The following is a 23,483-nucleotide window of genomic DNA, read 5'->3' on the forward strand; positions in this document are numbered from 1 at the left end:
AAAAATTAATACTGCAAAATAACAGAAGAAACCGCGCGTATGTATTACCAAAAAAGGTCAATGATTTATGAAAAAAGGTCATAATTTTGAATCAGAATTATGAAAGAAGCGTTTTTAAGAAACTTTACTAGGGCTAAATCCGAACTTATTTTTAAACGCAATGCTAAAGTTTGAAAGGTTGTTGTAGCCAAAATCTAAATAAATATCAGAAGGTTTACAATCTCCTTGTTCTAACATTTCTTTTGCCTTTTGAAGTCGTTTGTTTTGCAACCATTTTCCAGGAGAAACGCTATATTCTTTGATAAAATGACGTTTAAACGTAGACAAACTCATATTGCATAAAAACGCAATTTCTTCCAGTTTTAAGTTAGAATGTATCTTACTTTCTACAATCTTTTTAAAGGAAGAAGTTTCTTGGACGATTAAAGATTGTAAATACAGTTTAAAAGTGCTTCCATATTTATTGATGAGGTAGAGTAGGAGTTCTTCAAATTTTACAGAAAGTAAGTTTTCCATAAAAATTGCAGGCGCTTCACTAATCGTTACCAAAGAGTTTAAATACGAAGTGATATACGCATCATTCTGAATTACAAAATACGGAATTTCATCTTTTGGAGTTTGTGTAGTTTTTGTGTGTTTTTCTATAAATTCTTTGAGTACTTTTTCGGAAAAAAATAAAAGTTTGCAATAATAGACAGTTTCTGTTTCTAACAATTCTGTCCACAACCAATTTCCTTTTTTCAGCAGTAATGATTGATCTTTATTGACGGCAATCGAATTTCCAGCAAAGTGAACTTGTTTCTTTCCAACTTGTAAAAAGCTAAACATATTCATGCTCAAATTGACTTTACTTTTCACGACATCATTCGTCATTTTAAAATCATAGACAAATACATCGGGCTTGTTTTTAATGTCTTTCAGATAGATTTCCGGAATGTTTTCTATTGCCATTGAGCTTTGCTTGTGATGAATGCGAATACATACGAAGTTCTTATTTATTTTTTGGTAAGACTAATTTTTAGGTGAAATAATTCTAAATTCTCCGTTCAAACTTTACTTTTCGAACTCCGTGATCTGTGTCCCACTGTTTCACTTCTTTGAAACCAAACTTTCGGTATAATGTAGTTGCAGGGCCATTTTCTACGCCAGTTTCAACCATAAAGATATCAGAATCATAACTGTCGAAAACAAATTTTATTAACTGTGATGCAATTCCTTGTCGGAAGAATTTTGGAGCAACGACCAAACTCTGAATGTGTGTATGTTTTGTAGTATGATGAATTTCAACAACTGCTGCCAGTTCATTTTTTTTTATGTATCCAAAAAAATGATTGTCACTATTTAGAAAGCTTTCCAATGGTCTTTTTAACGGAGGAAAATCTACAGCTTTTAACAATTTGGCTTCAACTGCATACGAAACTTGAAAAACGGAACGGATTTCGGTAGCGATTTCTTTGCTGGTATGTTGTAGTTTTTTGATCATGTATTGAGCTGGTTTATCTTTCCTTTATTCACATGATCATATTTACCAATTACTACATCAGAAATTTTCCAAAAAGATTTTTGATAAACAAAATCTGCCCAAACTTTTAAAGCAACATCCAACCGTATAGACAAAATATCATTTTCAAGAAAAGTCAATTCTGTATCAAAACACTTTCTGTTATTCAATTCAAATTGAATATTAATAATTGTATTTTTCAGCTCAATTTTACGCAGTTTATGAAGCTCAGAAAATTTTATCATTTCATCAATTTTTGCGTCATATTCTTCTTGAGAAATATTTTTAAATTCTTCAGGAATATTGATTTGACCAATGATTTTATAAGATCGTATTGGTTGCTTTTTTGAGCGTCTTTTTAAAACCCAATCAATGTCACTTTCTTGTAAATCGTCATTGCAAGAACACAATAAAAAATCATTTTCGAATTTGCACATTATTCCTTATTCTAATTGTTTTTTTACGTCCATTTTCTCATGTAGAATCCTAACGACTTCTACGATATCATCTTCAACTTTTCTATAAAAAATTAAATGCGATTTGATTTTAGTCACGCGATAGTTTTTACGAATTTGTTCCACCGATTTACCCGTTAAATAATTCTCGGAAATAAATTCAATTTCGTTTATCAAAAGACTGTAGTATCTGTCAGCTTGCTTTTTAGACCATTTCTGTAGTGTATACAACCAAATAGCATTCAAGTCTTCAACGGCTTGCTTACTTATTCGGTATTTGCGCGTATTCATGAATATTTACGGTGCAATTCAGTTAAATTTTGTGTAGGATCGAAATCATCAATAAATCCACTTTGTTCTCCAGTTTCAAGTGCTTTTATCAATTCTCTATCTTTCTTTTCTTCTCGTTCAAAAAGGCGAAGTGCGGCACGAATCACTTCACTAGCAGAATTATATCTTCCAGATTTCACTTCATCATTAATGAATTCTTCAAAGTGGTTCCCAAGTGAAATTGATGTGTTTTTCCCCATTTCAATAATATTTTTAATAAAAGTACCAAATCTTGGTAACTTGAGCAAATAAAAAATTGCAGCTGTTTTTTTCGGAAATACATAGAGCTTTTCAATTGTTTTTGAGATGTCAATTTTCTACTATATAATACAATTCCTTAATTACTTCTTTTAATGTTTTGATTATTTTCTTTTTCTCAAAAGTTAATTTTTTATTCCCTCTCAAGTATCTAGCATTAACTCTTAACTCAGCAAGTTGATTAAAAATAATTCTTTTATTTTTTTCGAATTCATCTAATGTACTTTTCGAATATCTATTGTACTGAGTTTTTATTTTATTATGGCTTGCTTTAATTTCTAAGCCAGACATAGGTTTTAATAATAGTTCAGATTTAGCTAACAATTCCATTGAACTAAATGCATTATCAATAAATGCATTTAGCAGATTCCTTTTAGCAGCATATTTTGCAACTTTATAAAACTCTTTTGCAGAATTTATATGAGTCTTTACAATAGCTTTATTTCTATTAAAATCAAAAGAACAATGGACTAATTCATCATCATTAAAAATAAAAGTTGCGTGTCCGCAATTTTCAAATTTTTTCTCATTCAGAGTCAGTTTTTGAACAGAATATTTTTTTTCTCCATTATCACAAACAATATCTTTTACATTTGCTGAAACTTCATTATTCAACCTAATGAGAGGTTGAGTATCATCAGGAAAGAAAATTACTTGACCAGTTATTAATTTAAAGTTTGAATCTATAGTTTTCTCTCTTTTTCTTTTTTCAATCTCTGGTGTGAAAAATAATCGTTTAAAGTTAGTCACTAAATTGTGAGAGAATTTTTCTGGATTTTTTATCATTCTATTCAGTTTTTAAGTGATAAATTCGATTAAAGTGGAATATAAGAAATTTCTTCCAATCTAAGTTGAGCTAACTCACTCCAAAAATCACACTAGACCGCAACTTTGCATTCACCAATACTTTCCGCAAAATACACTGCACATCTATATTGTCTTTTTGTTTGATTAAATGATAGCATAAAACCTTATGATTTTACACAAACTAAATTTCTTTTTGGTAATTATAATAATTAAGTGCTTCCTGTCTAACAAGATTGGTGAAATTATCATTTTCAGCGATGGACTTGAGGATATTTAAGCATTCCGCTTGCGCTATTTTGTCTAAAGAATTTATGTGCCTGTTTAATAATAGTATGGATGTTATTGTTCCATTTTCTTTAGCAAACTTTACCAATTCAGTTTCGTATATTTTATAATTAGGCGTATCAATATTTTCTATTAGATGAATAAAAGAAAAGTTTTCTTCCATTTCTGGATTTTGATTTTTAATGAATTTAAAAAGTACCTTAATTAATTTCTCTTTTTGGCTACTATCTGAAATATCTAATTTGTGTATTTCTTCACCAATTTGATCAAAAAATGTAGTTATTTCAAAATCTTCAGTCTTGTTTTCTACTTTATAATGAAGTATTTGTTGGCAAATAGTATCTAAATCCATATCAAAAATTAAATTTTAAACTCCAAAAACCACACTAGACTGCAATTTCGTATTCACCAACACTTTCCGTAAAATACGCTGCACATCCATATTGTCTTTTTGTTTGATTAAATGATGTTCGAGTTCGTCAGTATGACTGATTTGTAAATCGTTGTCAATAAAGCCATATCCGAGATACAATCCGTTTTTGACAATGATAAACGCCTCTTCATGCACGTTTCTGCCTTTTTGCTTGATGACAATATTTTGAGAAGATTTTTTAGAATGATCAATGGCTTGTTGCACACGTTCGTTGTAGGTTTCAACGGTTTCTTCATTCTTGCAAATTCCTAAACACGATTGAATCATAAAGTGTGAACATTCTTGAACGTTTTCTTGCAAGTGACAGTATTTCGGACACAATTCAAACTGCATACATAAACGTTCCAAATAGGTTCTGCAATCGCGAATATTATAGAAAACCAACAACGGATTCTGAATTACTTTGGCATCGTTAATGGCCAAATGTCGTACGCCGCGACGATCTGCATATTCAAAAATGGCAAAGCGTTTTGGTGCGCGTTTAGAAGCCACATTGTAACGCGGATAATGATGTTTTATAGCAGCATCTTCCATTAACAAAGCAACGAGTTCACTTCCAGATAATTCGTGATCAATATCAGCAGTTTCTCTGCATAAATCCAGTTCTTTTTTAGACTTGTTGTAGAAATGACTCAACACCCGTTTTTGAATATTTTTTGCCTTTCCAACATAAATGATTTTACCCTTTTTATTCTTAAAATAATAAATGCCGGGTTGCGTAGGTAAATCGTCAAAAATCTTACTCGGTAAATGTGGTGGCAAGGTCGCTTCTTTCGATTCTTTTTTTAAGAATTGCTTAAAGGTTGCTTCGGCGTCTTCTTTTGTCAATAATAGTTGAAATAGAACAACCGTTGCAGCTGCATCGCCGCGTGCTCTATGACGATCTGAAATATGAATGCTGAGCGATTTGCATAATTTCCCCAAACTATACGAGCGCAATCCTGGAATTAATGCACGCGATAAACGAACCGTGCAGAGTTTCTTCCGACGAAAGTCAACATCAAGTGCTTTAAATTCATTGCGAATTACGTTGTAATCAAAATTGACATTATGCGCTACAAAAATGCTATCTTTTGTAATGCTCAACACATCTGCGGCAATTTCTGCAAAAGTTGGCGCATTGGCAACCATGGCATTGTCAATTCCTGTCAAAGCAGTAATATGTGTTGGAATCAACGCGTTCGGATTTACCAAAGATGTAAATTCATCCACAATAGTATCGCCGTCAAATTTAAAGATAGAAATCTCTGTAATCTTATTACTGCGTCCTGTCGTTTCGACATCAATGATGGTATAGATTTGGTTTTCTGGCATGATTACGACATTCTTTTCACAGCTTCCAATTCCACTTGCAATTCACGAAACATCGCCATAATACTGCTTAATTTCAATTCTTTTTCGTCATATTCTTGCGTATTGATGCAACAGGTAAATTCCCAAAGTTCTAGTACATCTTCCATCTGAACATGATACGGCTCGTAGGCTTTATTATCGCTACTCAACAGCAAACCTTGTCCTGTAAAATGTTTAGAAATACGCTTGTAAACCAAACCGTCATTTTTTGTCAACACAATATATGTCCGACCATCTTTGACATCGTTGATATCATCGACAAACTTAGCTACGATATACGAACCATCTTTTACAGGCAGCATGGAATCTCCTTTTATGGGAAAGGCTCTGTGCGTTCCTGTGGGCAAAAACGGTAATTTTATTTTTTCTAATTGTTCAATATATTCAGGATCTGCGTAACCCGCTAAATATCCAGCAGACGCTTTCGTTGGAATAATTTCGATGAGTTCTTCATCACTTTCATTGACCGTAATCGGAAATAACAAACGCTGATTTCCCACTTGCATAAACGAACTGTCTTTGGCTTGCGTGAGATCGTTTTTAACCAAAATATCAATCGGTAACTTAAAATAGTCCGACAAGTCAATTAAGCGATCAATAGGCGGCTCCGATCTTCCTTCTTCATACGATCCTACCATAGAGCGCGACCAGTTTAAAGCTTCGGCAAAACGTTCTTGTGAAAGACCTTTGAGCGTTCGCAAATGCTTGATGTTTTTTTGAATATTTCGCATAACGTTTGGGTTTAAAATCTACGTTACTTATGAAATTTTAAAATGTGTGAAATATAATTTGAATTATATCGTGTATGGACGAATCATAAAATCTAAACATAACATGGCTACGGTTCTATTTTAGGATGAAGCATGTGCGCGATAGAAACTAATTATTCACTCTATTTTAGAGTTTTATAAGTAATACTACAAATATAAGCAATAGATGCTACAAATAAAAGCTAATTGCAGAAACTACAGATTTATGATTTGAAGATTGCTTCGTTTTTAGACTTTTTTGACAATGTTATTCTTCTTGCAATGCTTCTAGAAAGCTTAGTAAATGGAAGGTGCGTTCTCGAAACTGATTTTTTTCATGAGTCGCAACTGCTGCCATCGTCATCGTGCCGCCTTCGTATAATTTGTGGTAAAACGCTTGGTAATATGCTAAGTCTGCTTTTTGAAATTTAACCCAATGCGTTTGTGAATCGAATAGTAATTGTACAGATGACTTTTTAGGATTTGCTTTTAATTGTAGCAATACTTCATCCATTAGTTTTTGCCATGAAGCCAACGCTTCTTGTTCACATTTTACAGTACTAATAGTAGCTGGTGTTACACTTTCCAGACATTTTCGATTTTCTTGATCGATGATGGTGGCGGTTTGCTGACCAAAACAGAAATTGGTCAGTAGTATTGCAAAAAAGAGAACGATTTTTTTCATACCTAAAAGATACTAATTTTTGTAATGTGACAGATTGTATTTTTAGAGTGAGATATATTCTGATATCAAACAATTAACGACGTTTGTTCTTATTTCTACGGTTGTAATTTTTATCGCCTCTCGTTTTTGGCTTTTTGTATTTTTTTGCGATTTCTCTTCGATACGATCCACCTTGATTGGTTTTCTTGTTTTTGTCTTTCTTTTCGTGAAAACCTTTGGCCAATCCTTCTGTTTTAGACGGATTGTTATGTTCGCGAATATGCGTTTGTTCTTCTGGCGCTAATTCATTGGAGATAGTAACTTCTTCTGGAAATTCGAGTTGCGGAATTTCGTAGTTCATCAACGTTTCAATCGCTTCTTTGAATTCCTTTTCTTTTTCTTTATAAAATAAAACTGCATTTCCTTTGGCTTGGGCTCTACCAGCTCTACCAATTCGGTGCATGTAATTTTCAGGATAGTTTGGTGTATTAAAATTGAATACGTGCGTAATCATGTCTAAATCCAAACCACGCGCCATGACATCGGTTGCGACTAAGATTCTGTTTTCTCCAGCATTGAAATTTTCAATCGAACGAATTCTGTAATTCTGTGTTTTATTGGAATGAATCACCGCAACATCATCTCCAAAATCGCTTCGTAACGAGTCAAACAATCGATCTGCCAAACGCTTATTCGTAATAAAAACCAAGACTTTACTATAGGTTTCTGCATCTTTTAATAAATGCGTCAATAAATTGACTTTGGTATAAAAGTTTTGAACCGCATAACAGGTTTGCGAAATATTGTCTAACGGCGTTCCGCTGACAGCGATAGAAATGGTATGTGGAGAAACAAAGAAATCATCAATTAGCATTTTTACATCATCGGTCATCGTTGCCGAAAACATAATATTTTGACGTTGCTCTGGAAGTAATTCAAAGATGTTGGTAATCTGAAAACGAAATCCTAAATCTAACATGACATCTACCTCATCAATCACTAACTTTTTGATCGCTTTTAGTTGCAAAGCTCTGCTCAATACCAAATCGTATAAACGTCCAGGAGTTGCGACTACGATATCTGCGCCTTGTTGCAAACTTTGCGCTTGTGTATTCATGTTTACGCCACCATATACACCAACAATTCGTACATTGATATATTTGGCAAACAATTCAATTTGTTCTACCACCTGAATCACCAATTCACGTGTAGGAACTAAGACTAAAATTCGCGGATTGACTTGCTTCGAGAATTTTAAATCACGCAACAACGGCAACATATAGGCAAAGGTTTTTCCTGTTCCTGTTTGTGCAATTCCAACCACATCTTTCCCAGAACGAATCACAGAGAATGATTGTTCTTGAATAGGCGTTGGCGTTGTAAAACCTAAGTCTTCAATTGCATAATGCAACTGTTTCGATAAGTCAAAATCCTGAAAAGTAGACATAACCGTGTAAATTTTGCGCAAATGTAGTGTATTTCATCACTTTAGCGCGATGAAAGTAGATTATTTTATACAAGATACAATTTGTTAGTCTATAAATTCAATATAAGAAGAGGTTCCGCCAGATAGATCGCCATTCAACCAGTGCCAATCAAAGTTTAGAAGTAATTTACCATCAGCAGCTTTTGAGATGATTCCTTTGGAAGCTCCAGCTTTTAAATCGCCACTTGTGGTAATACATTGAAATAGTAATTCAATACGATTTTCAGCAACTTGTTTTCCAACCACAAAGCCTTCTTTAATTTCGCCACCTTTGTACGTACCTGTAATGATTGTTCCTTCTTGATAATACTGAAAAATGGTTTCGTTAGAAGAAAGCCCGTTTTTATTTTCAGTCGTGATAAATTTTTTATGGTGTAGTGTCAAGAGTTTTCTTTTTTTCTTTTTCTGTTTGATTGTAAAGTGCAGGAGATAGTTTTTTAAAACCTTCTTTGGTCAAATACTTGGTTAAAATTCCACCTTTTATATTGTTAACATCAAATTCTATGATAAACGCATTTGGGTCAATTTTATCAATTAACGTATATGTTCTGCGAATATCAATTCGGTTGATAACTGTATGAATGATATCTTTTTCGGCTTGTGCACCGCGTTTTCCATAACCACGAGCGCCTTTGTACAATGTAGTTCCTGCGCCAACAATGCTAATAAGTTTTTCGTCAATTTCTTGAGAATGTTCTGAGACAATCATCAATCCGACATAATCTTCAAAACCTTCAATCATGAGGTCAATCACTTTTCCTGTGACCAGAAATGTCAAAATAGAATACATGGCAATTTCTACCGAAAGGAGCAAAGCAGTTGCACTGAATAGAATGGCATTAAAGCCTAAAATTACTTTTCCAATGCTGATACCTAAACGTTCGTTGATGAAGATGCCTAGAATTTCTGAACCGTCTAATACGGCACCATTTTTAATACTGAGTCCAATGCCTGCACCAAGAAACAATCCGCCAAAAATGGCGATGAGCAATTTATCATCGGTGACTGCAGAAAAATTTTCAAAGTGAATAAAAATGGCCAATCCTACAATGGCAAAAATTGATTTGAGAAAGATGCGTTTTGTTAGTGTAAACCAGGCTAAAGCTAAAAAAGGAACACTGACAATGAGGAGCACGACTGAGATATTTACAGGAAATAATTCGCTTAGTAAAATGGCAATTCCAGTAACGCCACCATCTAGAAATCCGTTGGGAAGCAAGAACATTTTGAGTCCAATACTTGCCAATAAAATTCCGATGATAATTTGAAAAATCTCTGAAATGAGTCGTTTCATAAGTAATTTACAAGTGTATTGGTTCTAATGTTTTCAAGATACAAAACTTCAAACCATTCGTAAGTAATACTCGTAGTAATTTTAAAAAGCGATCACTTGGATTGTTGAGTTGGGTAAAGATTCTGTATTCATCATTCTTTACCTGATTCAAACTCGAACTTTGGCGTCATGCAAGAAATTAGTTCTTTGTCGAGTGTTGTTGCGCCAATATATCCTTTCCCACGTAAGTAATAAAAAAGAAAAGCTTCATCTTTTAAGTCTGCTTTCATCACTAATAAATCTTCGTATTCGCAAAAGGGAGTTGTAAGTTTTCCTTGATAACTCATAATCGTGTAGGTTGTATTTCCATCAAGTGTTTTCCATGAATGTCCTACTTTAAATGACGAATCGTATCGAACCTGTTCTTTATTAAATTCTTCTCTGTAAGCGTATACCACACCTTTTTCAGTTCGTAAATACAGTACATCGCTATTGCCTCCTTTCCAAGTTTGTTTGAATTCAATATACGTTTTACCATTAAACTTCTTTTTCCCGATCTTCTTTTCTGTATAATAAGAAATTCCCCAAAAAAACTTTTTTACAGAGATATCAATCGGAAAGTAGCTTTCATTTTTTTTGGTTTCACAGAATCCTTCGCCTTCTTCCAATTGTGCGAAACAGTTGTATGAGAAAAACAAGAGTATGGGAATTAAAACTGTATGTTTCATGAGTTGTACAAATGTGAAATTATGATATAATTTTCAAGATACAGAAACTTTAAAGGATTCAACGGAAATACAAGTGGCTTTTTTAGTTTGCCTCTTTTTTGATGATGTTTTCGCCTTTTATAAAATCATAGAGCGTCAATTTTCGCAGTTCATAGTAAAGTTCCCAATATTCGCGAAGACTTTGATAATAGTTATAAATGGCGGTGTCTTTTTCACTTTGGGCAATATTTAAATCTGTGATAGAAACTTTTCCAATAGCAAAGCGTCTTTTTGAAGCATTGTATCGTTTGACCGCGATTTCTGAAGCTCTTTTTGTAATTTTTACCGACAGTTCAATTTGCTGCCATTCCAAGTATTTTAAACTCAATTCGCGTCGTGCAGTTAAGAGTTCTTGTTCGTTGGTGCTTCGAATTAAATCGAGGTTTGCTCTGGCAATTTTTCGTTCAGCTTTTCGTTTTCCCCAAGAAAATATAGGAGCTCTAAAAGTAAGTGCAAAGTTTTGTTGAACCAATAAATCTGAGTACGCACGATTTAATAATTCGTCTTGTTGAGTAAGCCCAAAGTTTCCTGTAATTCCCAAAGTAAAACCTTCACTTTTGGTTTTGGCAATTTCTTGTTCGGCTTCGGCAATTTTTCGTTGATGATTAATGCGTAATTTTCTGTTTTCAAATGCTTTTTCAAAGAGTTGTAGCGAGTCAATTTTAATAAAAATTAGTTCTTCAGGAATGATCAATTCAATGTTTGATTCGCCTTGAATTCCTAGTTGATCCAACAAAGCTTGTTTGGTGAGTTTTAATTCGTTTTTAGAAATGATCAGTTCTTTTTCGGCGTTTAATAAGCTGAGTTCAGATTGTAACAAATCATTTTCATAGAGCTTTCCAATATTGAAACGTCCTTCGGAAATTTTATAAATAGTATCTTGACTTTTCTTGTTGATCGTAGCATTATCTGACTTGATTTTAGCCAAGATGTAATCAAAAAATCGACTTGTTGTATTGTATGAGATGTCTTCTAATTGTTCTACCAATTCACGTTTAGATTCTTCAAAAATAAGCGGTTGAATTTTCTTTTCCCAACGAAAAGGATTGTAGAATAATGATTCTTGAAAATAGCTAATTGTCAATGGAGTAGAAGAGTATGTGGTAAAGTTGGGATTGGAAAAAATATCGATTCGGTTCAATGAAGATGATACACTAAATTCTCCACCTGTAAACGGTACAATTTGATTCACATCTAAAGAAATAGAAGAAAATGCCTGATTCTGACCAATAAAAATATCGGTTCCATCATCGGCAGTAATTCGGTTGATAGAACGTTGATAGTTTGGCAGTGTTCCTCTTATATTTAACGATGGAAAAAATCCTGCTTTATAAGATTGATATTGCCAATAGTTGACTTCGGCATTGTTTTTTGCGGTTAAATATTCAATCGATTTACTTTTAGAAAGTTCAATGGCATCTTCTAAAGTAAGCACTGTTTTTGTTTCCTGTGCCATGAGTTGCCAACAGACACCAAAGAATAGTATATATGTGATGTATTTTTTCATGACGTTTTTTGTTTTGTGAGCAACCAATACAGCATTGGTAACATATAGAGACTAACAAAAGTTCCGATGCACATGGAAATAATGACAACCAATGCTAGTGGTTTTTGCAAATCGGCGCCAATTCCAGAAGTAAAAAGCACAGGAACCATGGCCAAAATTGTAGTAAAACTGGTCATTAAAATAGCATTTAATCGTCTGTTTCCTGCTTGATGAATGGCTTCTAGAAGTGTTGTGTTTTCTTGGTCTCTTAGTTTGTTTATAGTATCTATTTTTAAAATGGAATCGTTGATGACAATTCCGAGCATGATAATCATTCCGATCATTGACATAATATTGAGCGAAATACCAAATACATACATGATAATGATGGTTCCGCCAACTGTAATTGGAATTTCGCAAAGAATAATTAATGGCTGTAATAAAGATTCAAATTGTGCTGCCAATACAAAGTATAAGAGCAATACAACAATACACATGATGATTAGCAATTCGTTGACAAATGTTTTTTCTTCAAAATAGGTTCCATCAAAGGTAATTTCGTGACTACTGTTTGTTTTTACAAAATCGATGATTTCTTGGTGGTTATTCGTTGTAATATGGATTGGAATGTAATTTTCGTTGAAGTCAGCATATATCTTTTCAAAATCGCTTATTTCTTTTGTATTGATGAGGTTTGCAATTGGAATTTGAACATTGTCTTTATTCGTGATAAATGAACTCTTGATAATGGTAGCAAAGTCTTTGGTTGTCTTTTTGAGAACAATCGGGATGTATTCATTGGTACTTTTTAGCACACTAATTTCATTGGAACTGAATAACGATTTTAAATGGCGAATTAATTCACTGTTTTCAATCTTGTACGTTGCAATTTTTCGCAGATCAATAGCTAGTTGTAACACTTGTTTCTGCTTTTCAGTACTGACAATACTTTTTGGAAACTGTGTGGAGATTTTTTCTGCAATTGCTTGAACTTCGTTAGCTCGTTTTGCAGGAATTTTTAGAACAAAATCAGCTTTGTTTGAAGAAAATAATTGTTCAAATAAGTTGTCAGATTTTTGTACTTCAAATGTTGCATTTGGAAAATGTTGGATGCTATACTCACGAAGTTGTTGCTTGTATTTTTGAGCTTCATTAGCAGAAGTTGTTTGTACATATAATTGAACGCCTGTATTCGCTATTTTACGTTTTGAGAGTAAAAAATCTTGTTCACCAATAAACGAACTGAATACCGTATTTTTTAGTTGTTTTTCTAGCATGGAAGTTCTACGTTCACTTTCCGCCAAAGCGATATTTTCATTCCAATTCATGACGAAATTAAAGTCGTGATATTGAATTTCGGGAAGTTTTTCTTTATTCGTTTTTGTAAATACAAATCCGCCAACAATTACCAATGCAATTCCACAAATAATCACAAGAATTTTTTGCTTAAATAAAAGATCGAACGAACGGATGTAGATTTTTGAGAGCCTGTTTTTCTGTGATTTTTCTTTGACTTTTATGTTGAAAGCTACATACAGCGTTGGCAATAAAATAATAGAGACAATATACGAAATGCTTAAGCTAATAATGATGGCCAATGCTTGATCAAAGAATAAAATTCCTGCAATGCCACTTAAATAAATCAACGGAATAAATACGGCACAAGTTGTGAGTAAAGAAGATAATAACGGACGCAGAATTTCATAGGTTCCTTTTGCACAAGATGTAATGATATGATGTCCTTTGATGCGATATTGCGAAATATTATCAATCACAATAATCGAATTGTCAATCATCATTCCAATCCCAACAATTAGTCCTGAAAGCGAAACAATATTGATGGAAATATGTAAGAGATATAAAAAGAGAAAACTGATGACTAACGAAAACGGAATGACCAATGCAATGATGAGCGATACTTTATAATTTCGTATAAAAATATATACCATTAAAATGGCAAGCAATGCGCCAATTATAAGACTGTTTTGTAAGTTATTGATGGCAATATGTAATAAATCTGATTGATCTTGTTGAATGCTAAACGAAAAATCAGCATTGCTGCTTTGAAGTTGATGTAAGTAGCTTAGTATTTCTGTTTTGACCTTTGATACTTTTGCATCTGCTTTACTGACAATTGCCAGACTGATGGCTTTTTCTCCTTGGTTTGTAAATATGCCTTTTTGTTCTTTTTTGACCAAGGTAACTTCCGCTAGATCTTTGATTTGAATGCGTGTATTATTTGCAATTAAATATAGATTTTTGATGTCTTCAATACTTTGTAATGAAGGTTCAAACAATACATTATACACATAATGTCCATTTTTAATTTTAAAGTTGCCAATTTGTGTATTGTTACTTCGTATAACATTTTCTATATCTGCAATAGAAAGCTGAAGTTGCGCAAGTTTACTTGGGTTCAGTTGAATGCTGATTTCAGGTAAAACCGTTCCGGTCATATCTACAAAAGCCACCGATTCGTTTTGTTCCAAACGTTTTCTGACACTATTTTTGATATAGTTTGAAAATGCTATCTGCGAACTATTTTTGGGATATGGAATGTGTACATAACACAACGGAATGTCTGACGGATTTGACTTGATCAGTTTAGGACGACTGATTTCTTTAGGTAATGCTGAAAGAATACGATCAATTTTTTCATTGACTTCAATAAATGCATAATCTACGTCAGTTCCATATGCAAAATATAAATCAATAAAGGCGTTTCCATTATACGTACTGCTTTGAATGTCTTCTAGGTTGCCCACTTGCACAAGTTGTCTTCGTATGGGCTGTACAACAAGTTTTTCTAATTCATTAGCGGTATAATTTGGTTCATCGAGTTGTACTTTTAAATAAGGAACATCAATTTCGGGCATTAACGAAACAGGCATTAGGTTTAATGACGTAATACCAAGTAGCACAAATGCTAAAAATGTCATGAAGACAGCTATGGGACGTTTGACTAAAAATTCAACCATGGCGCTTCAATTTTAGAGATAAAGATAAAGGCAATACTATAATGAGTACAAGCATGGAAAATAGCAATCCGCCAATATTTCCATACGCAAAAGACGTCCAGAAAAAGTCGTTTCCAGAGACAATCACAAAAGGTAATAATCCTAAAATGGTCGATAAAATCGTCAGAATTATAGGAATGATTTTCGCATTGAACGATTTTATATACTTGATTATAGGATCTTTTCGTTTTGTTTCTTGATTATTGTATTGATTGATGATATAAATTGCTGCATTCACTACAATTCCACTAAGCATAATAAAAGAAGCCAATCCGCCTTGATCAAACGGAAGATCAAACCAGCTAAAAGTGAGAAAGATGCCAATAAATGAAGTCGGAATCATCACAATTACAGCAATTGGTTGTCGTAAAGATTCAAACAGGATTGCGCAAATAAAGTAAATAATCAACATAATAATCAGCGCAACTTTTACTACCAGATATTCTTCTTTTTCATATTCATAATCCGCATCCGGATGCATCGCACGGAAACCAACAGGCAGTTGCGAATTTATTTTTTGGAGCAATTCTTTTAAAACGATTTTATTGTATTCGAAGGTTCCTGCAAAACTATAATCTAGAAAAAGTTGATATTCACTGTTTTTCTTTACCACATTATTAAATACACGTTGCTTTTTTACAGAAGCTATTTTGTTTGTGCTGAAGCTTGTAGAATCAATTTCAATTTTTTGATGTTTCAGCGTCCATTCGGTCATAAAATCATTTTGCTCTTTTATGATTACGGGAAGTGCATTGAAACGTGCAATATAATTTTCATTCCCCGACAGCCATTGCAGTTTTTCCAGTAACTGATATTTACCAATATTGGCTATAGCGGCACTATTTTCAATATTTAATGCGTATTCAAATTTATCTTTCAATATCCACGAGCGTTCACTGTTTATTTTTACATTGGAAATGTTTTTATGTGCTAATAATATGTTTTTTTGAATGTGCGCTGCATGTGCTACTAATTCATCCAAATTATAACCTTTCAATTTTATAGAAGCATCTGAAATGGTATTTCCGCTGTTGCTAAAACCTTGCCCAATACCTGAAATAGCACAATCAATTCCTCCAATTTTTGTTGCCGCAGATTGCAGTTTGTTTTTCAACACATACGGAACATCAGAGCCTTCAGCTTCTTCCGTAAAGTAAATTTGAATCATACCATTATTGGTGTCGAAAATTTCAGCGAAGAACATATCAATGCCTTGTTGATTGTTTAGAAGGTTTTCAAAATTTTGAATCGTAGCATCCAATTGTTCAATAGTTGCTCCTTCCGGATTACGGAGATGAACTTTGAGCGAAATACGTTCGGGACTGCTGATAAACGAACCTTTTTCTATACTTTTTAGAAACGACTGTAATGAACCGCCAACATAGGCAAATGAAGGCTGAATATTTTCTTGATAAAATTCACTTTCCAATACTGAATTGATGAGTTCTTTGCCCATAAAATTTCCTGTCGCTTTTTGGGGAATAAGAAATAATGGCAAACCAAAAAGCATGATGAACACTAAGAACACGAGCCTTTTTCGTTTTATAAAAAGCTTTAAGGTTTTATAATAGATGTTTGAAAAAATAACAATTCTACGTTTTCTTCGGAAAGAAGTTTTTTTGAAGTTTTTTGAGAATTTGAGTTTATCGTTTAAAGCTGGAATCAGGAAAAAAGTGATGAATAAAGAAACGATTAGGTTGATACAAATGATCCATGAAAAATCTAGTAAATACAATTGATACGCTTTTTTGATAAAGAAGATAATAGCAAGTGAACCAATAGTTGTTAAGGTTGCAGCAAGAATGGAAATGAATACTTTTTTGTTTTTATGATGACGTAAATGATCAATCATAATGATAGAATTATCCATGATGATTCCTAGAGAAATGGTTAATCCTGCAAAAGAGTATATGTGTAAATCGACCGAAAATATATGATATAAAATTACCGCTAAGAGTACATTCAGCAACAGCGAAATAAAGATTAGAAATACATATTTAAAACTTCTGCTAATGATGATGATAAACACAAACAAAACGATGATGGAAAAAAACACTCTGTACGAAACCTTGAGAAGTTCATCGGTAAGTTTTTGAGTAGCATCATATAATGTATGAATCTTTATATTTTCAAGACTTTTGGAGTGTTGAAATTCGGCGATAGTTTTATACACATTTTGAATGACATCTAACTGATTTACATCTTTGTCGGAAGTAATTATAACAGAGACGGCATTGGATCCATTGAAGCGTTTGTACCCTTGAATTTGTTCTTCAACTAGTTCAATTTGAATGATGTCTTTTAGTAAAACAATATTGTTGTCTTTAGTCGCAATGGGCGTTTTTAAAAGAATATTTTCGAGCGTGCCGTTTTCTTCAGAATAAAGAATAATGTCTTTTTCTGCATTGTTATAAAGCGTAGTGCCGAAGCTTTGTTTGGACAATACAGTAGTAATAGTTGCTTTTACAGATTCGAGATCAACTTTGTACCTTTTCAAAGTGGCATCGTCGCAGAGAATGACATATTTGTATGTGGGCACACCGACCAATTGTACATTGTTGACACCTTTGATGCGCGCTAGTTTTGGCTGAATGATTTCAGTTGCTTTTTGTTGTAACGTTGCTACAGATGCTTCGCTGCTTAACGCTAAAGAAATTAGGATTTCTGCACGTTCATTGTCAATTCCGTGTGTGGTGACTGTAGGATACGAAACACCTTTTGGGAAATCGTTATATAATTGCCTTAAAATTGCATTGATATATAATTGACTCTTATCGAGATTGGTGTTTTCAGAAAATTCAAGATCTATTTTTCCAGAACCTTTGGATGAAACAGAATTGATATTGAGTACACCATCTAACGTGGCTAACGATTGTTCAATAGGATTTGTGACTTCACTTTCTAGAATTCTTGGATGTGCATCTTGCCAAGTATATGCAATGGTAATTACGGGAATATTTTGTTTGGGTTTGAGACGAATGGAGAGTGAAAAAATAAACGCAGTGCCTACAATGCCTAAGAGTACAAAAATGATGATTTTTGTAAATGAAGACATTATTTTTTTGTCGCCATTCATCTTATTTTATGTTCGTTACCGAAGCATTATGTGCTAAGTTGGCATTTCCTTCATAGATAATAAGATCTCCTTTTTTGAGTCCTTTTTCAATGACAATATGCGTGGTGTTTTCGAACGAAGTTTCTACATAGTTCCAAAAAGCTTTTCCATTTTTATAGGTAAACACTACTTTTTTATTGTCGCGCAATACAACACTTTCTTTGGGAACAAATAATTTATTAGGAACTACTTTTTTGATGGTTACATTCACGTTCATTCCATCTAAAATACCTGCATCGCTGTTGGCAAACGTACCACGTACTTTGATAAGTCCATTTTCATCTACACTAGGATTGATTTCTGTGAGTTCTCCATTAAATATTTTTTCAGAGAAATTCGTTGAAATCTCAATAGCTTGTCCTTTTTGTAGAAAAATAAAATTCTCTTCCAAAATGCTAAATTCAACTTCAAAAATATCATTGTTTATAATGATACAAAATGGTTTTGTAGTATCAGGATAACTATATTTTTTGGTTTCCAAATTTGCAATCACGCCACTAATGGGCGCTCTTAAGCTTGTAGAAGCAAGTTTTGATCTGGCATCATTTAAGTCTGAAATAGAAGTATTATAATTTCCTCTATTCTTTGCCATGTTTAAAGTACTTTTTGGAATGTTGGTAGAATCTTTTAAACTATGATTAAATCCAATAAGAATATCTTCTACATCAATTTTGGCGCGTGCTAATTGTTCTTTTGCTTTGATGACCTTATTGCGGTAGCTGTCATTATTTTGTTGTGCAATTACCTGTCCTTTGCTTACTTTTTGTCCATTTTTCACACGAATAGCATTGATTTTTTCATTCAAGATGAATTTTACTTCTGCTTTTTGTTTGGCAAAGGCTTTTCCTGATGTTTGCAATTCCAAATTAAAATCACCTTTTTGGATGGTATCAAAGGCTACTTTTTCTACAAAATCAGTTGTTTTAGGAGTTGATGGTACCGTAGTTTTTTTTGTTTCTGTTTTATTGTCACAAGAAATCAGTAGTATTCCAAAAAAGAATAAGAAGGTAATGGAAGATATGTAGGTATATTTAGATTTCAATTTTTGTTATTTAAAATTCTCTAATAATACAGGAGAACCAACTTTAATTACTTTATTATCTTGTACTTGAAAAGAGTGATATGCTTTGTAATTTGACAATTCATTGAGTTGATTAAATCCATCAAATTCATCATAATAAACTGGATGTTTAAAAAACAATACATCATTTATCATGTAATCGACTTTTATTTTTTCAGAACCAGATATAATAAATATAGCTTTTTTCTGGTTGTTTTTTAAGTATTTCTCCCATAATGTTAAATCATCTATACATACAGAACAATCTGCATCCAAATAATTTATAATTAGAGACTCTTTTGTATTAATTGAAGTATTAAATACTATTTCTGTATTTATAGGAACCAACTCATCTGGATAGACTAATTGTTTATTCTTCCATGTTGATTGCATTTCGGTATCTATCTTAGATAATTCGTCAGTAAGTGTATCATTTTTTGAGGAATTAAACTTTAGCAAGAATATAATTATTGCTCCAATAAGAAAAGAAGAAATAAGTAATGGATATATATACTTTTTCATTGCTTGTATTGATATTAGAGTTTGTATTGAACTATATTGGCATTACCATATTCTATTACAAATAGGTTTTTATCATTCGTGTCAACTTCGATTGCGGTTGATTTTTTCTCAATTTCAAGAACATTTACCAAGTTACCTTCCCAATCAAATACATGAATTTCTGTGCCAAAAGGGAAAGGGCTATCATCTCTTGTTTTTCCAGAATATAACGCATAAATTTTATTGTCGGATACTGATAAGTCTATATAACCAAACTTAGTATCTCCAGCTTGTCCCATTACGACACGACTTCCGTTGTTTGAAAGTTCATATTTTGGTAAAAAGTCTAAATCAGTTTTAATTTTCATATAATCACTTCCGTCTTGATTATAAATTTCAATTAAATCACAATATAAATTGGCAAGTGCAATTTTGCTGTTGTCTGGTTTCACTTTTAACGTTGCCATCAATGACTGCTTATGAACTGCAATAGGAACTTCACTCTTTGGCAATGGAGGTAATGTTCCTGTAGTTGTTGTTTGTTTTGTATTTGTGTTATAAATAGAAAGCCTGTTGTCTATTTCCGAAAAATCTAACCCTACAATCGTTTCTGAATCTAACCAACCTAGTTCATAGAAGAAACTTTTTGATTCTAAGAATAATTCATGATCTGTTGGTTTGTAATCATTTGAAGAAACACTATCCTTATGAAAACCTAGGTATTTATTTTGCGAACTATCAAAAACCCAAAGTTTATTGTCATGAAAATCTAATGATCCAAAAGGAGCTAACAATTCTCCAGGTCCTTTTCCTTTAATTCCTATATTCCCTTTATAGTTACTATTCTCATCAAATACTACGATAACTTTTTTTGATTTTAAATCATTGATATAAATATTTTGACCTTCCTTTTTTAACTTAAAAGGGTTAAATAAACTATCAGATAAAGTCCAATTATTTACTTTTTTAATTTTTTTGGCAGGAGTTAAATTTACTTTTTTATACCAACTGGTTTCTGTTTGTGTACAGGAAACGAAAGTGATAATTAAAAATAAGATAAATAGGTTGTTTCTTTTTATCATAGAATTTTTTTAAATAATTAAGAGAATTGTAGTTATAAATCAACTACAATTCTCTTTTTTAACTTTTTAATATATAATGAATGCTTAAAGTGAAGTAAATTCTTCGACCTCTTTAATTTTAGCATCACATGGTTTTCCATCAGATCGCCACCAGTGAACATTGACATGTGTTCCATTACCTGGATAACAAATTCCTGTTCCTGGGCAACAAGTTCCTGCAGCTAGGGCTTCATTGACAGTAATTTCTTTTTGTGTATTTGTAGTTAACATTAATGCTGCTGCAAAAAGAAAAGCAGAAGCACCTAAAATGATTTTTTTCATATTTTGATAATTTTTTTGAAAGTATTTAATAATACATGTAAGGGTTAAAAACCATAAGCATCATGAAAATTGTCCTTCTGGATTTATTTTTCTGTATGCTTATTGTAGATTAGTTTCCTCCTAATGTTTGTAGAGAAAGGTCTTTTCCACTACATGATTTACCATCAATTCTCAACCAATAATTAGGTATGAAAGTCCCATTACTAGAAATGTAACAAGAGCCCACGCCTGGGCAGCAAGTGCCTCCAGCTAATGCTTCATTTACAGTAATTTCTTGTTGGGTGTTGACATTCAATGTTAATGCGGCAGCAAAAAGAAGCGCTGAAGCACCTAAAATGATTTTTTTCATAATACTGGTTTTGTTAAAAGTAATATTTCACTTTGATAAAAGTTATGAACCCAAAAAGATAAAAAAAGCTATATTTTTGGTTTCATATTTTTCACTAGTTAATACCAGCAATAGTTTCGAGTTTAGCATTACATGGTTTTCCATCAGATCTCCACCAAGCATTTGTAGTCATACCACCATTAGTTGGGTAACAAGTTCCAACTCCTGGACAGCAAGTTCCTCCGGCTAATGCTTCATTCACAGTAATTTCTTGTTGGGTGTTGGCATTCAATGTTAATGCAGCAGCAAAAAGAAGTGCTGAAGCACCTAAAATGATTTTTTTCATAAATAATAGTTTTAATGATTAATAGTTTTTCAATATAGATATATAGAACTAAAAAATAATAATAATATTATTAAAAATATGTTAAAAATATACGGATTATAAGTGAAATAATACCTGCGTAAATGCGAAAAACCTTCATCTTCAATAAGTTAATTAGTGATAACTTCTTGTAGTTTTTCGATGTAGAATTCGCCACGAATTGGCGATCCTACAAAAACTATTTTGTTGTCTTTTATGAGGAATGTTTGATAGGCTTTTAAGTCACTTATTTTATTGATAGGTTTGAACGTATTGGATTTATCCCATAAAAAAATAAAACTAGATTTTGCCTGATCGTACACTTGATACTTTAGTAACTCAATATCACCGCTTGTTATTAAAAATTCGATATCGAGTTTTTCTTCAAATGTAGGATGTTTCTTTACCAATGCTTCCCATTTTTTTAAGTCATGAACACAGCTCGAACATTCTCCGTCTAAATAGGAAATAAGTGTGTATTTTTTTTTACTATTTTGTATTTTAGAGAGTAAATCCACTTTTTCATTCGTCATGGTATTGTATAACTCCGTAGGAAGTTGCAAAGATTTCCCTTTCCATGCTTCTTGAATTTTAGTATGTGCATCTTCGTATTTTTGTTGTTCAGCCGTAACGAATTCATTTTTAGAAAGAGTACTAACTATCAAAATAAAAGATCCTAAGATAGAGATAGCAAACATGAGTGTATATGCAGAATTCTTAGTCATAGGTAGTGTATTTTTTAAGTAAAAATTCTCCTCGAGAATCTAATTCAATAACAAAAAATTCATGATCGTTTTTTAATTCAATAGCAATTGCTCTGTTTTCTATTTTATAGGAAGTAATAAAATTTCCTTCCCAATCAAATACACAAACAACATCTGCAAAGTTTGCATTTCCTTGACCACGCGTTCTACCAGAGTACAATGTGTAAATTTTTTCATCAGAAGCACTTATATAAATATGACCAAAGCGTGTATCTTCTCCTTGTCCCATCACTGCATTTCCATCGACATTCATAACTTCATATATAGGATTGAAATTGCTATGTGTTTTAATACGTTTCATAGTATTATTTTTTAAATCATAGATTTCTAATAAATCAGCATATCTGCTAATAATAGCAACTTTTGATTGGTCTGGTTTTACTTTTAAGATACTTTGATATGATATGTTGTGAATTGTTTGTGGAATATTGCTTGATGGAGGTGAAAACATTGGAAATTTTTCATCAATAATAGTACCTTCAGTATTTGTGAAAATCAATCGGTTTCCTGATTCAGAAAAGGTTGTGCTGACAATAGTTTTTTCTTTTTCTATCCAATTTGGACTAAAGTTTTGATTTGCGTTTCCTTGAAAATAAATTTCAGTGTCATATGTATATGTTGGGAAAGCTAACGAATCTAAATGAAAAGAAACAAGCTTTGAAATGGTAAGATCATACGCCCAAAGTTTACCATTGCTAATATCAAGAGAAGATAAACTCAATAATTCTCCTGGTCCTTTTCCTGCAATACCAATATTAGCAACATAGGTATTATTTAAAATGTCAATAACATGAATTCGTTTCAACGCTCTGGAATCTCCTAAATAGAGATATGGCTCTTTATAAATCATTTTACTAGGATTGACTAACTCGGTAAATAGTAGTTTTTCACCTTTTATTGGTTTTGGAGTTTCTTCAATAGCTAGGGTATGGAAATTTGGTGTGTTTTTATCACTTTTACAGCTAATAATGGCAATTAAAAGAAATAATACGAGTACTTTTCTAATCATTATAAGGACTGGTTTAGTTAATTAAACATAGAATATATTTTGCAACAGAAGCTTATGATTTTCATAAAAAAATCA

General features: G+C 32.5%; 25 protein-coding genes. All 25 read right to left on the reverse strand.

Features of this window, described 5'->3' with window-relative positions; genetic code table 11:
- Window positions 1-114: 114 nt before the first annotated feature.
- Entirely contained in the window at window positions 115-951 is an 837-nt protein-coding gene (locus tag Q0845_RS09515) for a helix-turn-helix domain-containing protein (protein WP_298512147.1), read from the reverse strand.
- Between the two features lie 82 nt (window positions 952-1,033).
- Window positions 1,034-1,483: an N-acetyltransferase gene (locus Q0845_RS09520; protein ID WP_298512149.1), complete on the reverse strand. Its 450-nt coding sequence runs from the start codon at window positions 1,481-1,483 to the stop codon at window positions 1,034-1,036.
- Window positions 1,480-1,938, reverse strand: a complete 459-nt coding sequence (locus tag Q0845_RS09525; RefSeq protein ID WP_298512151.1) for a hypothetical protein — start codon at window positions 1,936-1,938, stop codon at window positions 1,480-1,482. The genes Q0845_RS09520 and Q0845_RS09525 overlap by 4 nt, the downstream gene beginning before the upstream one ends.
- A 6-nt stretch (window positions 1,939-1,944) precedes the next feature.
- Window positions 1,945-2,247 carry a type II toxin-antitoxin system RelE/ParE family toxin gene (locus tag Q0845_RS09530; RefSeq protein WP_298512153.1) on the reverse strand — a complete coding sequence of 101 codons (303 nt, stop codon included), beginning with the start codon at window positions 2,245-2,247 and terminating at the stop codon, window positions 1,945-1,947.
- A complete protein-coding gene (locus Q0845_RS09535; RefSeq protein WP_298512155.1) occupies window positions 2,244-2,486 on the reverse strand; it encodes a type II toxin-antitoxin system ParD family antitoxin in 243 nt (80 codons plus the stop codon). Before Q0845_RS09535 ends, Q0845_RS09530 begins: the two co-directional genes overlap by 4 nt.
- Window positions 2,487-2,595: 109 nt before the next feature.
- Entirely contained in the window at window positions 2,596-3,330 is a 735-nt protein-coding gene (locus Q0845_RS09540; protein ID WP_298512157.1) for a HEPN domain-containing protein, read from the reverse strand.
- 202 nt (window positions 3,331-3,532) lie between these two features.
- Entirely contained in the window at window positions 3,533-3,988 is a 456-nt protein-coding gene (locus Q0845_RS09545; protein ID WP_298512159.1) for a hypothetical protein, read from the reverse strand.
- Window positions 3,989-4,003: 15 nt separating this feature from the next.
- Window positions 4,004-5,383, reverse strand: a complete 1,380-nt coding sequence (locus Q0845_RS09550; RefSeq protein ID WP_298512174.1) for an exonuclease domain-containing protein — start codon at window positions 5,381-5,383, stop codon at window positions 4,004-4,006.
- 2 nt (window positions 5,384-5,385) lie between these two features.
- Window positions 5,386-6,153, reverse strand: a complete 768-nt coding sequence (locus Q0845_RS09555; protein WP_298512177.1) for a LexA family transcriptional regulator — start codon at window positions 6,151-6,153, stop codon at window positions 5,386-5,388.
- A gap of 286 nt (window positions 6,154-6,439) precedes the next feature.
- Window positions 6,440-6,856: a lysozyme inhibitor LprI family protein gene (locus Q0845_RS09560; protein ID WP_298512180.1), complete on the reverse strand. Its 417-nt coding sequence runs from the start codon at window positions 6,854-6,856 to the stop codon at window positions 6,440-6,442.
- Window positions 6,857-6,929: 73 nt separating this feature from the next.
- The gene (locus Q0845_RS09565) at window positions 6,930-8,282 is read right to left on the reverse strand and encodes a DEAD/DEAH box helicase (protein WP_298512182.1); all 1,353 of its coding nucleotides are present in this window, start codon (window positions 8,280-8,282) and stop codon (window positions 6,930-6,932) included.
- Between the two features lie 84 nt (window positions 8,283-8,366).
- Window positions 8,367-8,705: a hypothetical protein gene (locus Q0845_RS09570; protein WP_298512184.1), complete on the reverse strand. Its 339-nt coding sequence runs from the start codon at window positions 8,703-8,705 to the stop codon at window positions 8,367-8,369.
- Complete coding sequence (locus tag Q0845_RS09575; RefSeq protein WP_298512185.1) at window positions 8,689-9,615, reverse strand: YitT family protein; 927 nt, start codon at window positions 9,613-9,615, stop codon at window positions 8,689-8,691. Before Q0845_RS09575 ends, Q0845_RS09570 begins: the two co-directional genes overlap by 17 nt.
- Window positions 9,616-9,746: 131 nt before the next feature.
- Window positions 9,747-10,322 (reverse strand): hypothetical protein, encoded by a 576-nt coding sequence (locus Q0845_RS09580; protein WP_298512189.1) that lies wholly within the window; start codon window positions 10,320-10,322, stop codon window positions 9,747-9,749.
- Between the two features lie 82 nt (window positions 10,323-10,404).
- Complete coding sequence (locus Q0845_RS09585; protein ID WP_298512191.1) at window positions 10,405-11,868, reverse strand: TolC family protein; 1,464 nt, start codon at window positions 11,866-11,868, stop codon at window positions 10,405-10,407.
- Window positions 11,865-14,825 (reverse strand): efflux RND transporter permease subunit, encoded by a 2,961-nt coding sequence (locus Q0845_RS09590; protein ID WP_298512193.1) that lies wholly within the window; start codon window positions 14,823-14,825, stop codon window positions 11,865-11,867. The genes Q0845_RS09585 and Q0845_RS09590 overlap by 4 nt, the downstream gene beginning before the upstream one ends.
- Entirely contained in the window at window positions 14,818-17,919 is a 3,102-nt protein-coding gene (locus Q0845_RS09595; RefSeq protein ID WP_298512195.1) for an efflux RND transporter permease subunit, read from the reverse strand. Before Q0845_RS09595 ends, Q0845_RS09590 begins: the two co-directional genes overlap by 8 nt.
- A 22-nt stretch (window positions 17,920-17,941) precedes the next feature.
- Window positions 17,942-19,021 carry an efflux RND transporter periplasmic adaptor subunit gene (locus Q0845_RS09600; protein ID WP_298512197.1) on the reverse strand — a complete coding sequence of 360 codons (1,080 nt, stop codon included), beginning with the start codon at window positions 19,019-19,021 and terminating at the stop codon, window positions 17,942-17,944.
- A 6-nt stretch (window positions 19,022-19,027) separates the two neighbouring features.
- Window positions 19,028-19,561, reverse strand: coding sequence for a hypothetical protein (locus tag Q0845_RS09605; RefSeq protein ID WP_298512200.1), 534 nt, complete (start codon window positions 19,559-19,561; stop codon window positions 19,028-19,030).
- 14 nt (window positions 19,562-19,575) lie between these two features.
- On the reverse strand, window positions 19,576-20,622 hold the full coding sequence (locus tag Q0845_RS09610; RefSeq protein ID WP_298512202.1) for a BF3164 family lipoprotein: 1,047 nt from the start codon (window positions 20,620-20,622) through the stop codon (window positions 19,576-19,578).
- An 84-nt stretch (window positions 20,623-20,706) separates the two neighbouring features.
- On the reverse strand, window positions 20,707-20,943 hold the full coding sequence (locus Q0845_RS09615) for a hypothetical protein (RefSeq protein WP_298512205.1): 237 nt from the start codon (window positions 20,941-20,943) through the stop codon (window positions 20,707-20,709).
- Window positions 20,944-21,052: 109 nt separating this feature from the next.
- Window positions 21,053-21,292, reverse strand: a complete 240-nt coding sequence (locus tag Q0845_RS09620) for a hypothetical protein (RefSeq protein WP_298512207.1) — start codon at window positions 21,290-21,292, stop codon at window positions 21,053-21,055.
- Window positions 21,293-21,386: 94 nt separating this feature from the next.
- Window positions 21,387-21,617, reverse strand: coding sequence for a hypothetical protein (locus tag Q0845_RS09625; RefSeq protein ID WP_298512209.1), 231 nt, complete (start codon window positions 21,615-21,617; stop codon window positions 21,387-21,389).
- Window positions 21,618-21,766: 149 nt separating this feature from the next.
- Window positions 21,767-22,360: a hypothetical protein gene (locus Q0845_RS09630; protein ID WP_298512211.1), complete on the reverse strand. Its 594-nt coding sequence runs from the start codon at window positions 22,358-22,360 to the stop codon at window positions 21,767-21,769.
- Entirely contained in the window at window positions 22,353-23,408 is a 1,056-nt protein-coding gene (locus Q0845_RS09635) for a BF3164 family lipoprotein (protein ID WP_298512213.1), read from the reverse strand. Before Q0845_RS09635 ends, Q0845_RS09630 begins: the two co-directional genes overlap by 8 nt.
- Window positions 23,409-23,483: the final 75 nt, after the last annotated feature.

The sequence above is a fragment of the uncultured Kordia sp. genome (assembly GCF_947489565.1).
Taxonomy (GTDB): Bacteria; Bacteroidota; Bacteroidia; order Flavobacteriales; family Flavobacteriaceae; genus Kordia.

Excerpts from the sequence above, each read along its gene's own strand:
- Q0845_RS09515 (WP_298512147.1), bottom strand. The coding sequence starts at position 951 with ATGGCAATAGAAAACATTCCGGAAATCTATCTGAAAGACATTAAAAAC.
- Q0845_RS09520 (WP_298512149.1), bottom strand. The coding sequence starts at position 1,483 with ATGATCAAAAAACTACAACATACCAGCAAAGAAATCGCTACCGAAATC.
- Q0845_RS09525 (WP_298512151.1), bottom strand. The coding sequence starts at position 1,938 with ATGTGCAAATTCGAAAATGATTTTTTATTGTGTTCTTGCAATGACGAT.
- Q0845_RS09530 (WP_298512153.1), bottom strand. The coding sequence starts at position 2,247 with ATGAATACGCGCAAATACCGAATAAGTAAGCAAGCCGTTGAAGACTTG.
- Q0845_RS09535 (WP_298512155.1), bottom strand. The coding sequence starts at position 2,486 with ATGGGGAAAAACACATCAATTTCACTTGGGAACCACTTTGAAGAATTC.
- Q0845_RS09540 (WP_298512157.1), bottom strand. The coding sequence starts at position 3,330 with ATGATAAAAAATCCAGAAAAATTCTCTCACAATTTAGTGACTAACTTT.
- Q0845_RS09545 (WP_298512159.1), bottom strand. The coding sequence starts at position 3,988 with ATGGATTTAGATACTATTTGCCAACAAATACTTCATTATAAAGTAGAA.
- Q0845_RS09550 (WP_298512174.1), bottom strand. The coding sequence starts at position 5,383 with ATGCCAGAAAACCAAATCTATACCATCATTGATGTCGAAACGACAGGA.
- Q0845_RS09555 (WP_298512177.1), bottom strand. The coding sequence starts at position 6,153 with ATGCGAAATATTCAAAAAAACATCAAGCATTTGCGAACGCTCAAAGGT.
- Q0845_RS09560 (WP_298512180.1), bottom strand. The coding sequence starts at position 6,856 with ATGAAAAAAATCGTTCTCTTTTTTGCAATACTACTGACCAATTTCTGT.
- Q0845_RS09565 (WP_298512182.1), bottom strand. The coding sequence starts at position 8,282 with ATGTCTACTTTTCAGGATTTTGACTTATCGAAACAGTTGCATTATGCA.
- Q0845_RS09575 (WP_298512185.1), bottom strand. The coding sequence starts at position 9,615 with ATGAAACGACTCATTTCAGAGATTTTTCAAATTATCATCGGAATTTTA.
- Q0845_RS09580 (WP_298512189.1), bottom strand. The coding sequence starts at position 10,322 with ATGAAACATACAGTTTTAATTCCCATACTCTTGTTTTTCTCATACAAC.
- Q0845_RS09585 (WP_298512191.1), bottom strand. The coding sequence starts at position 11,868 with ATGAAAAAATACATCACATATATACTATTCTTTGGTGTCTGTTGGCAA.
- Q0845_RS09590 (WP_298512193.1), bottom strand. The coding sequence starts at position 14,825 with ATGGTTGAATTTTTAGTCAAACGTCCCATAGCTGTCTTCATGACATTT.
- Q0845_RS09595 (WP_298512195.1), bottom strand. The coding sequence starts at position 17,919 with ATGTCTTCATTTACAAAAATCATCATTTTTGTACTCTTAGGCATTGTA.
- Q0845_RS09605 (WP_298512200.1), bottom strand. The coding sequence starts at position 19,561 with ATGAAAAAGTATATATATCCATTACTTATTTCTTCTTTTCTTATTGGA.
- Q0845_RS09610 (WP_298512202.1), bottom strand. The coding sequence starts at position 20,622 with ATGATAAAAAGAAACAACCTATTTATCTTATTTTTAATTATCACTTTC.
- Q0845_RS09615 (WP_298512205.1), bottom strand. The coding sequence starts at position 20,943 with ATGAAAAAAATCATTTTAGGTGCTTCTGCTTTTCTTTTTGCAGCAGCA.
- Q0845_RS09620 (WP_298512207.1), bottom strand. The coding sequence starts at position 21,292 with ATGAAAAAAATCATTTTAGGTGCTTCAGCGCTTCTTTTTGCTGCCGCA.
- Q0845_RS09625 (WP_298512209.1), bottom strand. The coding sequence starts at position 21,617 with ATGAAAAAAATCATTTTAGGTGCTTCAGCACTTCTTTTTGCTGCTGCA.
- Q0845_RS09630 (WP_298512211.1), bottom strand. The coding sequence starts at position 22,360 with ATGACTAAGAATTCTGCATATACACTCATGTTTGCTATCTCTATCTTA.
- Q0845_RS09635 (WP_298512213.1), bottom strand. The coding sequence starts at position 23,408 with ATGATTAGAAAAGTACTCGTATTATTTCTTTTAATTGCCATTATTAGC.